General features: G+C 38.8%; 13 protein-coding genes. All 13 read right to left on the bottom strand.

Annotation, left to right across the window (positions count from 1 at the left end):
- Positions 1-70 precede the first annotated feature (70 nt).
- The 13 genes from G585_RS0109160 to G585_RS0109220 all read right to left on the bottom strand — a co-directional run bounded on the left by G585_RS0109160 (position 71) and on the right by G585_RS0109220 (position 15,166).
- Positions 71-1,264 (bottom strand): hypothetical protein, encoded by a 1,194-nt coding sequence (locus G585_RS0109160; protein ID WP_022774519.1) that lies wholly within the window; start codon positions 1,262-1,264, stop codon positions 71-73.
- Positions 1,239-1,856: a metallophosphoesterase gene (locus G585_RS0109165; RefSeq protein ID WP_022774520.1), complete on the bottom strand. Its 618-nt coding sequence runs from the start codon at positions 1,854-1,856 to the stop codon at positions 1,239-1,241. Before G585_RS0109165 ends, G585_RS0109160 begins: the two co-directional genes overlap by 26 nt.
- Entirely contained in the window at positions 1,853-2,341 is a 489-nt protein-coding gene (gene rnhA, locus G585_RS0109170; protein ID WP_022774522.1) for a ribonuclease HI, read from the bottom strand. Before rnhA ends, G585_RS0109165 begins: the two co-directional genes overlap by 4 nt.
- Positions 2,342-2,370: 29 nt before the next feature.
- On the bottom strand, positions 2,371-4,044 hold the full coding sequence (locus G585_RS0109175) for a MutS-related protein (RefSeq protein ID WP_022774523.1): 1,674 nt from the start codon (positions 4,042-4,044) through the stop codon (positions 2,371-2,373).
- A gap of 23 nt (positions 4,045-4,067) precedes the next feature.
- Entirely contained in the window at positions 4,068-4,886 is an 819-nt protein-coding gene (locus G585_RS0109180) for a purine-nucleoside phosphorylase (RefSeq protein WP_022774525.1), read from the bottom strand.
- 60 nt (positions 4,887-4,946) lie between these two features.
- Positions 4,947-6,896 carry a serine hydrolase domain-containing protein gene (locus G585_RS18935; protein WP_022774526.1) on the bottom strand — a complete coding sequence of 650 codons (1,950 nt, stop codon included), beginning with the start codon at positions 6,894-6,896 and terminating at the stop codon, positions 4,947-4,949.
- 13 nt (positions 6,897-6,909) lie between these two features.
- Positions 6,910-8,796, bottom strand: a complete 1,887-nt coding sequence (locus tag G585_RS0109190; RefSeq protein ID WP_022774528.1) for a heavy metal translocating P-type ATPase — start codon at positions 8,794-8,796, stop codon at positions 6,910-6,912.
- A gap of 75 nt (positions 8,797-8,871) precedes the next feature.
- Complete coding sequence (locus G585_RS0109195; RefSeq protein WP_022774529.1) at positions 8,872-9,090, bottom strand: cation transporter; 219 nt, start codon at positions 9,088-9,090, stop codon at positions 8,872-8,874.
- 38 nt (positions 9,091-9,128) lie between these two features.
- Positions 9,129-9,488 carry an ArsR/SmtB family transcription factor gene (locus tag G585_RS0109200; RefSeq protein ID WP_022774531.1) on the bottom strand — a complete coding sequence of 120 codons (360 nt, stop codon included), beginning with the start codon at positions 9,486-9,488 and terminating at the stop codon, positions 9,129-9,131.
- 180 nt (positions 9,489-9,668) lie between these two features.
- A complete protein-coding gene (locus tag G585_RS0109205) occupies positions 9,669-11,324 on the bottom strand; it encodes a bifunctional metallophosphatase/5'-nucleotidase (RefSeq protein WP_022774532.1) in 1,656 nt (551 codons plus the stop codon).
- A gap of 137 nt (positions 11,325-11,461) precedes the next feature.
- Positions 11,462-12,394, bottom strand: coding sequence for a lysophospholipid acyltransferase family protein (locus G585_RS0109210; protein WP_022774533.1), 933 nt, complete (start codon positions 12,392-12,394; stop codon positions 11,462-11,464).
- Between the two features lie 59 nt (positions 12,395-12,453).
- The gene (locus G585_RS0109215; RefSeq protein ID WP_196802904.1) at positions 12,454-13,245 is read right to left on the bottom strand and encodes a lysophospholipid acyltransferase family protein; all 792 of its coding nucleotides are present in this window, start codon (positions 13,243-13,245) and stop codon (positions 12,454-12,456) included.
- A gap of 202 nt (positions 13,246-13,447) precedes the next feature.
- Positions 13,448-15,166, bottom strand: coding sequence for a class I adenylate-forming enzyme family protein (locus tag G585_RS0109220; RefSeq protein WP_022774536.1), 1,719 nt, complete (start codon positions 15,164-15,166; stop codon positions 13,448-13,450).
- Between the last annotated feature and the right edge of the window lie 804 nt (positions 15,167-15,970).

The raw sequence follows: 15,970 nt of genomic DNA on the forward strand, positions 1-15,970 counted from the left end.
CTGGCATTATGGTGTGAGGACTTTTTTTATATTCTCCAAAGCACTAAATATAAGAATTTAAAATTCAAAATTACCATTTATATAAATTTAAAGTATACCCTGCATCATTGGAAAACATTGTATCTTTTTGGGATTGTAGGTGGCCCTCTTCATGAATACTCTTCTCTCTTTGCGAAGATGTTATCAGCTTTGTCCAGTTATCATCATACTTTTTTGTCTCATATTTTGCAGAGTAAACAGCGCCATTAGTCAAAACCTTCTTTACTTTCACCTTTTTATAAGGCGCATCGGCCAGATATATATCATAGGGCTCATCACCGTTTACATGTATGGAACATATCTGTCCCGGATCAGTACTCGAAAAGGTCACTCTGAAATCTCTATTAGCCGGATAGTAATCAGATTCCAAAAGCTCATAATCGTCAACTGATCGAACATAGGAATAATGCTGAGAAAACTCATTAAAAAACTCAATTTTCACCTTATCATCGAAAACAATTGATTCCTTTTTATATATTTCCGCAGAAATATCCATGTACCCATCATCACCGAAGCCTAAAACATTCACCTTCATATATCCATCAGGACAATAGATCATCGAATTATCACTATCTTTAAAATTCGTTGCATATTCCTTAAGAGATATGATCTCCGGAAGATCTTCACAAGATTTTTCAGTAATGATGTGGCACCCATCAATCTCTCCACGATAAGGATATTCTGAGTAAATGTAATTATCTACACTTGCCTTTGTATATTCAGCAGGAAATGCCTTTACATGATAATCTGTACTACCTGAATTTTTCTTGGAAAAAGAGCCACTATTTCTAATATAGCTTGTAGTCTGAATTTCATAGTACGGATCATAGTCTACGACAAGCTTTTCAGAGTCAGACAGCTCAAGACTATTTCTAAACAGATCTTCAAAACAGCTGTTTGCGTAAGGCAAGAGCTCATCTGTATATACTTTTCCATCATCATTATTTACATATAAGTTGTGAGACTTAAACTTATAAAAGTACTTCCCTCTGCAAACATTAAGCAGAGGGTTCTTTGATGTAAAACTAAAGACTGATATATGATCGATATCATAAAGAAAAGCAAAAGCCTTATGAGTAATAAGGTAGCTTGCCCCATTTACCCAGGCTTTTGCATCAACTATCAAAACATCTGCGGAATTATATCCCGGCAGACAACCTGTAAGACAACACACTATAGCAAAAGAAGCTATAATGCAGTTAAATTTGTTTCTCCCCTTTTTCATACCTGATCCATTCTGTCAAAGTTAGTGGTGTGTAATCGGATCTTTTGCAAAAACAATTGATCATGTTACAGGGAATGAACCCTTCTGTTTCACTCCCGATAGGAACATATGATGTATTTCTTATCATCTCTATGATCCTCTGCATGAGCATTTCATCTCTCGTTTCATGCACATGGCCATACATCATGTAAGTCTTAGGATCCCCATTATGACGCTTTCTGTACTGGCCTTCATAAAATGGCATTGGATAATGACAACAGATTACTTTCTTTTGAGAATCTGTAATCTCTCTGTAATTATCTATCCATTCAAATCTCCCCAAGTCAAAGTCAGGTTTTCCGATATATTTATCATGGTTCCCAACAATAAGGCAAAGCTTTCCTTTTAGTCTGTGAATAAGTTCATTGGTCTCCTGAACATTTCCAAGTGACAAATCACCTAAAATAACAACAGTGTCCGCATTTGTAACCTTGTCATTCCATTTTTTTATCATGTATTCATTCATTTCGGTTACATCTGTAAAGCCACGCTTGTCCATCTTGGTATTGAGCGCAGCGTGATAAAAATGGCAATCTGCAATATAGTAAATCATCTAAGATCACCACCGTCATCATGCCTCAAAAGGTCTTTGGGCTGATCTGCAGCCGTGGTTGCAAGCTCATCACATCTCTCATTCTCCGGATGTCCATTATGCCCCTTAACCCAGTTCCAGGTTATATTGTGAGGCTTTGTTGCCTCTAGAAGTCTCTTCCAAAGTTCTACATTTTTAACCGGTTTATTACCGGAGGTTTTCCAGCCTTTTTTAATCCAGTTGTCAAGCCAATGATCTGTAAAAGGCTTAAGTACGTACTGTGAATCCGAAGTAACAACTACATCACAGGGTCTATTAAGGCATTCAAGCCCTGATATTACGCCCAAAAGTTCCATTCGATTATTTGTGGTCTTGTCAAATCCGGCGCTGAGCTCTTTTACATGGATAGCGCCTTTGGTATCTACGTACCTTAGTATTGTTCCAAATCCTCCGGGTCCATCCGGGTTTCCCCTGGCAGACCCATCTGAATATAATTCAACTTTCAATTTATTACCTCTAAATTCAAAAAATAAAATCAGTTCCAGTTTCCTGTAGCTAAAAACTTATCTGCAAGAGCCTGCGCATTATCAACGATTTTCTCATCGTATCCTAATACTCCAAGAAGTTTAATAGCATTTCTATTTGTAGCAGGTCCTGACTTCATCTTGTAATCAAAATGAACATCATTGTCAGTTACATCGCCCTCAAAATGATAAATGCCAAGGCTGTCCTTCAATAAAGATGTAAGCTCTATATCATGAGTAGCTGCAAAGCAGGTCACATTTCTTTTTACAAAAGTTTTCAGAATCTCGGTTGATGCTGCAATTCTTTCAATTGTATTAGTACCTCTAAGCACTTCATCTACAAAACAAAGAACTCTGTTGCCTGATTTTGCCGCAGCATCAAGAATTCTCTTGATTGACTTAATCTCTACGATATAGTAGCTGTCGCCTTCAAAAATATTGTCATTAAGCGCCATGGATGAATAAACCTCAAAAAGAGGAGCCTTATACTCTTTTCCGAGAACCGTATGTATAGACTGAGCCAAAACAGTGTTTATTGCGCAGGTTTTAAGAAAAGTGGACTTACCAGATGCGTTTGATCCCGTAATAAGTATTCCTTCTTTTGTGCTTATATCATTGGCTACAGCATTCTGAATAAGCGGATGAATCAGTTCTTTTGCATCATAGAGATCACCTTCAAATGCAGGAATGCAAAAACTACCATTAAAAGACTCCCTAAAACAGGCAATTGATATGTATGCTTCGATTCTGCCTGTAATAGTAAGGATCGTATCAAGATCATCTCTGTGAAGGCTTATCTCTTTATACATCTGATTGAACTTAATAAGATCAATATGGGTAGCAATCCTTATGTAATCAAGAAGAAGTTCAGCCGGGTTGCCGCCTGAATTCATCCTGCTCTGTGACATGAGGATATATGAGCCTTTTGAAAAGCCCTTTAATTCTGAAGCCGCTTTTTTGAGTGCTGAAATGTCATCTTCAAGTTCCGGAATATTCACCTTTTCAAAAAATGATACTGATCTGATAACTCTTAAAATATACCTGTATGAAGCAAGATATGGCTCAATATCACCCTTTACGGCAAAATATCTAATAAGATTTATAACTACAAGTACAACAAAAGCTACAAATCCAATAGAAAAATTGAAAAAACAAACACATATAGAGAGCGCCATCAGAACAAGCATCAAATAATGCTCTCTATTGCTGAATTTACCGGCATCTTTGAGATAATCAATGTAATCATAAATTGAATACCTTATGTTTCTGCCAATCTTAGAAAAAATAAGTTGAAGGCTGATCCTTGCATCTTCATTTTTCTGTAAAAAAGAAACCTTTTTTTCCAAAGAATCAAAATCATCATCAAGAAGAGGTGTCCTTAGCATATGGTAAAGGTACTCCTCTCCTGTAGCGCTAAGGCAGTAATTCATCCTGGCAAATACACCATCCATATTAAGGTCATTCCAGGTAGTATCATCAATCTGATAATCTGCTGAGTGATTTTTATAATACCCTTGCAGATGATCAAGGTCATCTTGTTTGTAGTTTCGTTTTGGTGCTTCTCCAAAGTTCTTTTTTAATCTGGTTAATAGAGTTTTTTCAGCTCTTTTACTGTCTCTAAGTCCTAGCAGATAAGCAATCAGTGATATGCCTACAAGGACAGATAAAAAAATTATGCTCTCCATAGATGTATGTGTTTTCCTTTATATTACTTGAATTTTTTGATTGATTCTGTAACTAGTTTTGTAAATAAAGGAGCTGCCTTGTCAGCTGCTTCCTGAACTTCCTTGTGTGAAAGAGGAGTCTCTGAAAGTCCTGCAGCAAGATTGCTGATGCAGGATACGCCACATACCTTAAGGCCCATATGATTAGCTGCGATTGCTTCATTGACAGTGCTCATACCAACTGCCGATATTCCAAGCTTCTGAAGAAGTCTGATCTCTGCAGGTGATTCATATGAAGGACCTGTAAGCTGGCAATATACGCCCTCTTTAAGCTCTATGCCATTTTCTTTTGCTGTATTTCTGATGATATCCTGAAGGTCCTTTTTGTAAACTTCAGACATATCAGGGAATCTTGCTCCGAGCTCATCAAGATTAGGTCCGATAAGCGGATTAGGAGCAAACATAGAAACATGATCTGTAATAAGCATCAGATCACCTGCATTAAAGCCTTCTCCAAGGCCGCCTGCAGCATTTGTCAGGAACAGGATCTTTGCTCCAAGAAGCCCCATAAGTCTTGCAGGAAGAACAACATCATGAACATCGTATCCCTCATAAAAGTGAACACGTCCCTTCATGCATACGATCTTAACATCTCCAAGATAGCCAAAAATGAACTTACCTGCATGTCCGGGAACTGTAGAAACAGGGAATCCCGGAATATCTTTATATTCAATCTCTGTTTCAATCTTTATATTATCTGCAAATCCGCCAAGTCCAGAGCCAAGTACAAGTGCTACATCCGGAACAAAATCTGTCTTCTTTCTAACAGCTTCTTTGCAAGCTAATAATTTTTCATAACTCATAGTTTTGTCACCTCTTACTTTCTTTTTCAAACACTAGATAAAGTATAGCATATAACGCCTTTATTCGGTATCAGGTAAAAAGCTGCACAAAGTCCCCTTAACAACGGGCTGCATTGTTGTCTTTACGGCCTCATTGAGGATTCCCTTCATACCGCCCTTTAAAAATCTGCTATAGATCATACCTGTCATTCCGCCAAAGGTATCAGGAGCCAGATTATCAAGGGTTGTCATAAGCATATCAGTGCCAGGAATTTCATGAAACCTTATCTCAATAGAGCCCGGAACTGATGGATGTATAAAGGTTCCCTTCCTGTCCACCCTGTCTACAGCATCATCTTCAAAGTAAATATTCATAACTCTGGTGCATGCTTCCTCAAGAAAATAGATCTCATTCCTAAGAACCAGTCTGTTATATTCATCTCTTTTACATGCAGAAGAAAGAGATACGATATACTTCTCACCATGCATGTTAATTACACTTTTATATCTGCGACCGCCAAATCCGCACCTTAAGCTAAATATGGTTTCACCCTCATAAACTTCAATATAAAAAGAATTATTGTTTCCCTTCCTGAAACCAATCTTATGGATACCATCAGTAAAATTGTTGTGAACTATCTGCATCATCAAAGGAAACAGACCAATACCTTTGATATCAAGGTCATAGGTTTTCCCATCAAGCTTTGAAAGCCATCTGTCTATCAGGATATTTTCGCTGACATTGTTATAGGAATAAAGAGATGGTTTAAATGCTCCCCTCTTTGAATTCACCAAAACTTCAGTCTTTTTAGGGCGGCCCTTTGTCATAGCGATACTTTTTCTCTTGTAGCCACCATTTAAGATCTGCGGAAAATCTACCGTTCTTCCGCTGACTGATCTGCAAATTGCCTTAAGTTCAGACAAAGCTGCAAAGTTTTCCGGAAGCGGATGATCAGAAACATCAGTAAGTTCTTTCATATGGTTTCTAATTGTAACGGCCATGAGACTTGTCTGGAAAACATCGCTGTTTCCGGCATTAGTCACAACAACCATATCAAGATCAGGATATACAAATACGTTCTGCCCAAGCATTCCGTTAAAGGCATAGGAACCTGGTCTGTCATCATTTATCCAGAGCTGATATCCATAGTGCTCATTGTCATCTTTGCCTGTTTCTATTTGCCAGGCAGTTGACCTTTCCACCCACTTTTCAGGAATTATCTGCTGGCCGTTCCACTTACCCTTTTGAAGATACATAACTCCGAGTTTTGCCATGTCTTCAGTACGCATAAAAAGTCCCCAGCCACCTTTTGTTATGCTTTGAGGACAGCTTTCCCAAAAAACTCTCTTTATGCCCATTGGCTCAAATATTCTTTCCTTACAGAACTCAAAAAGTGATTTCCCTGTAATTTCGGTTACAATAGCCGATAGCATATAGGTATTCATGCTATTGTACTCAAAAGCTGTTCCGGGCTCAAATTTAAAGCCTGAGCTTAAAAACTCTTTTCTCCAGTCATTGCCACTAATTGAACCAGCCTCATTAAATTCAACACCGCTCGACATATTAAGGAGATTTTCTACAGTTACATTCTTTTTAAGAAATCCAAGAGGTCCCATCCTTGTGCTGAATATATCATTGAGTTTATCGTCAGTACTTAGCTTTCCATCTTCAACCAAAAGGCCTATCGCCATTCCAACAATACTTTTGCACATGGAATATGAAACATGCCAGATATCCATCTCATATGGTTCAAAAGCACATTCCGCTACAACGAATCCGTGCCTTACGAACATGAGCTTATGCATATTGCACTCTTTGTTCTCAGATAGGAATCTTATAAGTTCCGTAAAAAAAGCAGAACTCAAACCTTGAGATTCTGGTGTTTTTCTTACAAGGAACTGTTCACCCAAAACCGATGAATTTATGAATTCCGGTTTTTGAGGAGCATAATCAACCTTGCTGATCTCCCCGGTTTCCCTGGTCATCAGCTTCACTAGAAGTTCTCCAACGTCAAGTCCTGCTCTCGCCATATATTTAATTACCTCACTTATCTATTTTCATAGCCCTCATAGAGTTGAGGATTGCAAGCACTGCAACTCCTACATCTCCAAAAACAGCCAGCCACATGGAAGCAATTCCAAGGGCTCCAAGGATAAGTATCAACACTTTTACAAATAAAGCAAAAACAATGTTTTCTTTTACAATTCTGATGGTCTTGCGTGCAATCTTTATGACTGATGAAATCTTGCGGATATCATCGTCCATTATAACAATATCAGCTGCTTCAATCGCTGCATCACTTCCAAGAGAGCCCATTGCAATACCAACATCTGCTCGCATAAGAACAGGAGCATCATTGATACCATCTCCAACGAAGGCTAAATTACTTTTATTATCCGCTTCATCAAGCATTTTTTCAACCCTGTCGACCTTGTCAGCAGGTAAAAGCTCTGAGTGTATCTCATCGATTCCAACCTGAGCAGCAACATAATCTGCTGTATACTTTCTATCTCCTGTCAGCATGATCGTTTTCTTAACTCCGACCTTCTTCATTGCCATAATAGCTTCTTTTGCCTCAGGCTTAATAACGTCAGATATTACGATAGAACCAATGAACTTTCCTCCGAGAGAGGCATATACTACAGTTCCATATTCATTTGGAGCCATAAACGGTATTTTTTTATCTTCTAAAAGCTTTGCATTTCCAAGAAGCAGTTCCTTTCCTTCATAAACTGCTGATATTCCATGTCCTGCAATTTCTTTTGCATTGGCATTTGATGCGTCAATTGTAGCGCCTGAAAATTTCTCTTTATATGCAGCAAGGATTGACCTGGCGATTGGATGATTAGAAACGCTCTCACCAATCGCAGCAATCTTTAAAAGCTCATCCTCTGATACACCGTTAAAAGGATTTACGCTTGCAACTTTAAATTCTCCAAGAGTCAGTGTTCCTGTCTTATCGAAAACAACTCTGTCTATGAGAGAAGCAGCTTCAAGGAAATTACTTCCCTTAACAAGTACTCCAATCTTAGATGCTGCACCAATTCCTCCAAAAAAGCCAAGAGGAACAGAAATAACTAAAGCACAAGGACATGAAACAATAAGGAATACGCAGGCTCTTCTTATGCTGTCTGAAAAAGCCATCTGTCCGAGAATAGGCGGAAGAATTGCAAGAATCACTGCACCTATTGTTACTACAGGCGTATAATAGCGGGCAAATCTTGTTATAAAGTTCTCCATTCTTGACTTTTTATTGCTCGCATTCTCAACAAGCTCCAGGATTTTGGCAACGGTTGAATCTTCGTAAGCCTTTGTTGCCTGAACTTTAAGTACCCCCTCGCCGTTAACACAGCCGCTTATGATTTCGTCACCCACTACGACTTTTCTCGGCACTGATTCACCTGTAAGTGCTGCAGTATCAATGAAGGACTCTCCCTCTAAGACAATGGCATCAACAGGGATCTTTTCACCTGCTTTTATAAGGAGTGTATCTCCAACACTAACTTCTTCCGGATCAACTTCATCAGTCTGTCCATCTTCCCTGACGATCACAGCATACTCAGGCGCAATACTCATCATATCTGTGATAGATTGTCTTGACTTGCCTACAGCAACACTCTGGAAAAGCTCACCTACCTGGTAAAAGAGCATAACTGCCAAAGCTTCTGAGTACTCTCTGATTCCAAATGCACCGAATGTTGCGATCATCATAAGGAAATTCTCGTCAAAAACCTGGCCATGACTGATATTTATAAAGGCTTTTCTGATAACATCATATCCGATGATAATATATGGGATCAGATAAACAAAAAATATGATGATCTCAGGAATGTTATCCAAAAGTCCTGTCTTATCAGCAATAAGCAATATAATAAAAAGAGCAAGCACTATTAGTATTCTGTTTCTGGTCTTCTTTTGTTTTTTTGTCATAATCACTACCTGCCATTTCTAAAGAAAAACTCTTATTAAAAAAATGGAGCCATATTGCTATGACTCCTTATACCCTTAAGCGGTCTCAATCTCACAATCAGGCTCAACTTTCTTACAGGCTTTGATTGCTTCATCAAGAACCTTTTCATATACATCATCTGCAGCTTCAAGCATGAATTTCTGAGTCATAAAATTAACTCTGGCATTTACTACTCCATCAATCTTTTTAACTGCATCTTCCATCTTTGCTGCGCAGTTTGCACAATCAACTTCACATTTATATGTTTTCTTCATAATTTAACCCCTTTCGCCATTTGGCTTATTATTTTCAATCATTCCTCAATATGATTAAGTCCCTGATCGATAATTGTTCTCACATGATCATCGGCAAGAAAATATATAACCGACTTACCTTCACGTCTGTTTCCAACGAGCTTACTCTGCTTAAGAATCCTAAGCTGATGGGATATGGCAGATTGTGTCATATTAAGAGTATCTGCAATATCACAAACGCACATCTCTTCTTCAAACAAGGCAAACAATATCTTTATTCTGGTAGAATCGCCAAAAACCTTAAAAAGCTCAGCCAGATCATATAATTCATCCTCGTCTGGCATTTTTCTCTTGGCTTTATTGGTGACATGAATATGTACATGGTGTTCTTCACAACACTCTACATCTGTAACTGCCACAATGCGCCTCCTTTCGAATATCTATAAAAATGAATTGATTTTAACTTCAATGATCATATGAATAATTGTTCATATGTTTAATATAAAACCCCTTCCCCCATTTGTCAACAACTATTATTTCAAAAAAAACTCCGCCAGCCTTTTAAAAAGCTGACGGAGTCATGATCTCTAATATAAAACTTATTTAATTATTGTAATATCACCTCTTGGAGAAGCATATGAACTTCCGATAACACCATGAAGCTCAGTCTTGATATAATCAATAAGTGCCTCATCAACCGGAATTCCAGTATCAAAGCTTGTTCCTGAACTACTGAAGCAATAATATGTATCTCCACCTACAGAAATGAAGTTGTTTGTTACAACAGCATATGTATCTGTCTTGGAGAATGGCTGTCCATTTATACTCTCAATTGTTACTCTGTTTATGCTGCTTGGCTTGTGATAAGTTGAGTCTGGATAAATAGGACCTGCTGCAAAGGACTTGGTTGTATTGATCGTAAATTTAATTCCACTAGTCTGAGGGAAACCTCCAACAGGCTCTGGTGTGCAGAATGTTGAAGCTTCTAACGCTTCAAGGAGCTGTTCTCCTGTAACATATACTACAGTTACTGTATTTCCGAACGGAAGAACTGCATTCACATCCTTCTTTGAAACATTGCCGGCACTAATAGGAGCTCTTAAACCACCACCATTTGTAAGTGCGATGACATGTGCAGGATCAACTGATACTGAACCTTCATTCTTAAGAATTGTCCAAAGGATAGCATCTGATACAAGATTTCCCATGTTTGTTTCTTCTGTTCTGTTGCCTGGTGCCTTATTACCATTGAGATCAACTTCACTCGTTGCAAATGCTACATTGTACTCATTATCAATTTTCTTAATAATATCTGTAGCAACTGCATTTGTAACTACTTCCGGCTGAAGTTTGTCATAGTTAAGAAGATAACTGTCTTCTACAGACTTACTTGCATTGTCTATCATAACAACACCAAGAGTCTGGAGTTTTGTACCTGTAGATGTAACAGGATCAACAGTGTTTGCTGCCGACATTACTGTATGCGAGTGACCATCGATAACAACATCAATACCCTTTGTCTTTTCATAGAAAATATCACTGCTATTGCCTTCTCTTGCAGCTTCCAGATCAACGCCAAGATGTGTAAGACATATAACAAGGTCTGCCCCCTGTGCCTTGAGCTCATTTACCTGGGCCTGGCCACATGCATAGAGCGCATCCTTTGAAAGGAATGTAAGCCCCTTTACATAAACAGGATTTGACTTAGTCTGTGTCTCAGGAGTAACCACTCCAAAGAAGCCAAGTTTCATACCTGACTTAGTAGTATACATTGCATTTGGTACGAAGATTGAATTGCCATTTTCATCCAATACATTGGCACAGATAGTCTTAAACTTAGCAATCTTTATATCTGCCTTAAGCTGATCTAAGCCATAGTCAAACTCGTGGTTTCCTATTGTAGCAAAATCATAACCGGCAGCATTCATAACAGTAATAGCGTCTGCGCCTTTTGACATATTGACATAAGGCGTTCCCTGTATATAATCTCCGGCATCAACAAGGAGAACTTCTGCCCCTCTTTTTTGGAAATTTTCCTTAACAGATGCAATGTAAGGATAACGTCCAACTGCTCCATGTACATCGTTAGTGTGGAGAATTACTGTCTTGCCGGAAAGATCAGCAGGAACATCGGCAATTGATTTTACCTCAGCAACCACATTCGTTGCTTTTGAAGTAACTGCAGTTACATTAGCCGTAAGAACAAGCGCTAATGCAAGTAGAACTGAAATAGAACCTTTTAGAATACGTTTCATACATAACCCCCTTTGTATAATATTAAAGCGATTAATATTATACTATTATTTGTTGTTTAATGTATACTTTATATGAGTAGTAAGCTATAAATCGTAAGCTATAAATTCGTAAGTGCCCTATCTGTCAACAAAAATATCTATTTCCCAAACAAGAAAGCATTATTGATGTTTGGCTGGATCCTGTCCATGAATGAATACACATCATCCGCATCAACAAAGCCCTCCGGCTTGAACATACTTGCCTTCACGTCATCCATAGTCCAAGTGTATGAGGCATCCATAGCAAATACATCATGCAGGAAGTCATCATATGCCGTGTCCTTGACATCTTGCCTGTTTACACTTGGTAAAGCTTCGATTATCTCCCACTTAAGGGTTGCCATTCTATCCCTGAGTTCGCTTGTCAGCTTATATCTTTCAGCATAGTCGCATCCCTCGTAGCTGATGTTGGCGCCTACATTTGCATAATACTTGTTTTTATCCCGATGTAATGCAATAGGAACAATGTCAGCACCACAGGTTATTGCAAGCTCAACAGCTCCAGCATACAGATGATTCAGAAGAGCATTGGGGCTTACATCCTGCGCCCCCTCAGGATATATCAGGAGATTGCCTCCCTTCTTAAGCAGATCAGCCATCCTTGCTTTGGCTGCTTTTCGATCCTCTTTGTACTGTGTATCAAGCATTATCGCCCCATTTATCTCAAGTAGCGCTCCATCAAAGTTTTTGTATAGTTCCCTTGGGTCACCAACAACCACCCAGCATGGATCATGGATTGTTAAAAGAGACATCTCTGCATCAGCTCCACCAATATGAGTCGCACAGAATATGATTGGCTTTTTTGTTTTTGTACGGGCATCGTTAATAACCGTCAGTCTCTTTCCAGCAATATACTGATCACACCACAGAAGTGGCATAAGTATGCGGTGTGCAACGGAATGAAGCGGGATTCTTTTTACCCCGTCCTCGCCTTCTCTGAATCTTTCAATGCGCTGTCTGCGACAATATTCTTCACAAGCTTTCTGATCTAGCGAAAGCATGTAAATAAATGATTTCAGTGACTCGAACATCTTATGTCCCCCAACATGACCGAACAATGTTTTCTTCTAAAATCCATTTAATTTTGGTTTTAGCTGTTATAGACAAAAGCTCTTTTGTCAAACAAAAATGCATTATTCAAATTAGGAACAAGTAAATTCTGATGAGAAAATACATCAGATGGATCTGTTATATCTTTTGGATGAAACGCTTCTTCCTGTATATCTTCTACAGTAAGTGAGTATTCCGCATTCAATGAAAGTATACTGCTTATGAAATCGTCATATGCTGACCCTGATACATCTCTACGAGATAGCATCGGAAACCGCTCAATAATATCCCACTTTAACGAAGCCATGCAGTTTCTAAGTTCACCTGTAAGAGCAAATCTATCTTCGATCGTATGACCTTCGTAGCTTATATTCTCTCCCAGGGCAATATAGTAGTCATCGTCCTTCCTACATATAGCCATCGGTACAATTTCTGCGCCACAGGTAATTGCCAGTTCAACGGCCCCAGCGTACAGGTGCCCTACAAGTGCATTGGCACTGATATTCTGGACACCTTCTGGAAACAGCAGCAGATTCCCGCCTTTTTTAAGCAGAGCGATCATCTGGGCTTTAGCGGCTCTTCTGTCTTCCTTATGCATCACATCAAGTGGTATCCAGCCATTCATTCTGAGCATCATACCATTGATGTCCTTGTACAGCTCATGTGGATCTCCAAGCACAATCCAGCATGGACTCTTTATTGCAAGAAAAGACATTTCAATATCTACACCACCTATATGAGTAGGACAGAAAATAATAGGACGTGATGTCTTTTTTCTGTCATCTCTGACTACATGCAGTCGTCGACCTGTCAGCCTCATCTCTGCTCTCATAAGTTGCACCAGTATATGATGTGCAAACGAATGTAGTTGCAGATGTTCGACATGTCCTCCATAGGTATGGTAGCGTTCCAATCGCTTTTCGCGGCAGTATATCTCATAGTCTGGTTTTGGCAGAGATAACATATAAATGAATGATCTCAGATCTCGTAAAACATTCATGTTCTAGTCGCTACTCCTAAATAGGCATTTTAGGTTACATAGCCTCTTTTTCCAGGGCTCGGTAGTCCACTTTTCCTCTTGGGGTCCGTGGCAGATCATCAACAAATTCTAGTTCTTCTGGTACCATATATTCGGGTAAATTTTGTACACAAGCTTCCTGGATCTCTTTTTTCGCTTTGCCTTTATCGGCCTTTTCTCCAAGCAGAACAAATGCCTTAGGGTAATATATACGGTTTTTATCTGGAACCCCAACTACGCAACATAACTCCACCGTTTCAAGCGCATCTATTACTTTCTCTATTCGGTCAGGGAACATCTTTGTTACCTGACCATCACGACCTTTTGTCATTATGATTCGTTTAATTCTGCCGGTAACGTATATGATTCCATCAGAGTCAATATATCCCAAGTCTCCCGTATGAAGCCATCTATCACCATCAGAATGTATTCTAACGACGCTGTCAGTGGCCTCCTGATTGTTGAAATACCCCAACATCATTGTAGGCCCATTGAAACATAGTTCCCCCTCTTTTCCATAAGGCAGTTCTTTTCCTGTCTCTGGATCTTCAACACGACAATTGATTTTAACCAGAGGAATTCCCACACTTCCCAATGGATTACACTCAGGAAAAGATTGAGACGCAGCAGCCATAAGTTCTGTGGAGCCCAGGCCCTTACAAAGTTTTGTTTTGGAACCGCAACTTAACAAGTAACGGTTTATCTCATCTTCTTTTTCTTCTGTCATGCCCTCTCCACCGTAGTATATATGCTCAAAGCATGACATATCGGCGCGTTCATTTTTATCCAATGCTGCCATCCAATACGCTGGAATTGAAAGGACTACGGTTGGCTTATACTTGTTTACATAACTTGCAAATCTATCAGCGTCATACTTCGGTAAAAGAACACACTTATAACCTATGCTGAGCATAGCAAGTGTTCCTTCTACAAGACTATAATTGACAAACGGTGGCAAAACCACAAGAGAACATCCATTACGGTCATGCTCAAATCCGCATACAATCTGGTACATAAGAGCATTCAAACTATAATCCGAGCACATTACTCCCTTTGGAGTTCCAGTCGTTCCGCCTGTATGAGAAATAATAGCCATCTCATGGCAGTCTTTTTTGACTTCTCTTACTTCTGTCCCAATCCCCTCTTTTATAAAGTTCTTCCAGCTTTGAAAAACTTTTCCGTCTAGTTTGGGCTTTTTAACCTTCAGATTATATGCAGCTTTCAAATGTAGCGGAAGGGAATCCCCAGGTGATACAACAATAACCTTTTCAACTGTAGATTTTGCTATTTCACTAGAAATGGCATCGAATGCACCATCAAAGATTACAGCAATCCTACCCTTAACCTCATTAAAATAATAAAGAGTCTCTTCTGTTCCCGCCAGCGGGTGGATCATATTTGCTACGGCGCCTATCTTATTAAGAGCATACACACAGTAAAGCGCTTCTGGAATACTAGGAAGGGCAACTGTAACAATCTCTTTTTCTTTGACACCAGCCTTCAGAAAAGCTGCCGCCGTCTTATCTATGTTTTCAAAGAGCTCGCCATATGTAATCTTCCGCCCCATGTAGTTTATGGCGATATCCTTTGGATAGTTTTTGTTGTTCTCATACATGTACTCAAAAATCGTACACTCAGGAAGCTTCGCATTTATAGCTTCTTCACTGTAGTACTTAAGCCATGGCTTATCAATTGATGGATACCCAGTCAGTTCCCCTGTCTGTCTGTCAAGCATTGTCTTTCTCCTCCACACACTTGTCAAATTCTATATCCACTCGTTTTTCATTATGTTTACAAACGATTATTCGTATAAAATTTCTATAAACTCCCTAATAAATATAGCTTAATCATTTAATGATTTCAATTGGATATTCAACGATTGCTCACATCTAGTGTTCCACAAATCTATCAACTCATTTAAAGAGCTGCATTTGGTCGCCAGGTTCCGACACAGGCAATTTTCATTGTGGCATTTTATACGGAGGATATCCTTCTCATACTCATACAAATATGATATTTCTTGGACTAAATACAAAGGAGGAGGATACATGAATAGTATGACAAACTACTGTGCTTTTAGCAAAAACCATAAATGTATCATAGCTTACTACTCATATAAAGACTTAATTTTTTGCAAGCACAGCAGACGAACTGAAAGTGTAGGTATAGTGATGTGAATGATTTATTTTGAAATGATGATAAATGGATATAAATAAACCCACAAAAGACTTGTGTTCTGAATAAGTATGAAACAAGTCTTTTGTGGGTGTTTTATGTCCAATTTATCACATTGAAAAATATCAGAGTGAACAGAGCTATATCTACACTTTCAATTCGTCTGCGTCCGTTTACAATAAAGTATGTTTTATGAAGTTATATTTCATCTATACTGTCAACAATATATGCCTCATCAACTGTTGCAAACTTTCCATTTTCAACAGTAAGTGAAAAAACTGCATATGCAAAGGCCTCACCATCTTCTTCGTCATACTGAGCTACAAAGATCTTTGTAGTACCATCCTGAATGATAGGAAGATTT

Origin of the sequence: Butyrivibrio sp. AE2015, assembly GCF_000420825.1 — a bacterium.
Classification (GTDB): Bacteria; Bacillota; Clostridia; order Lachnospirales; family Lachnospiraceae; genus Butyrivibrio.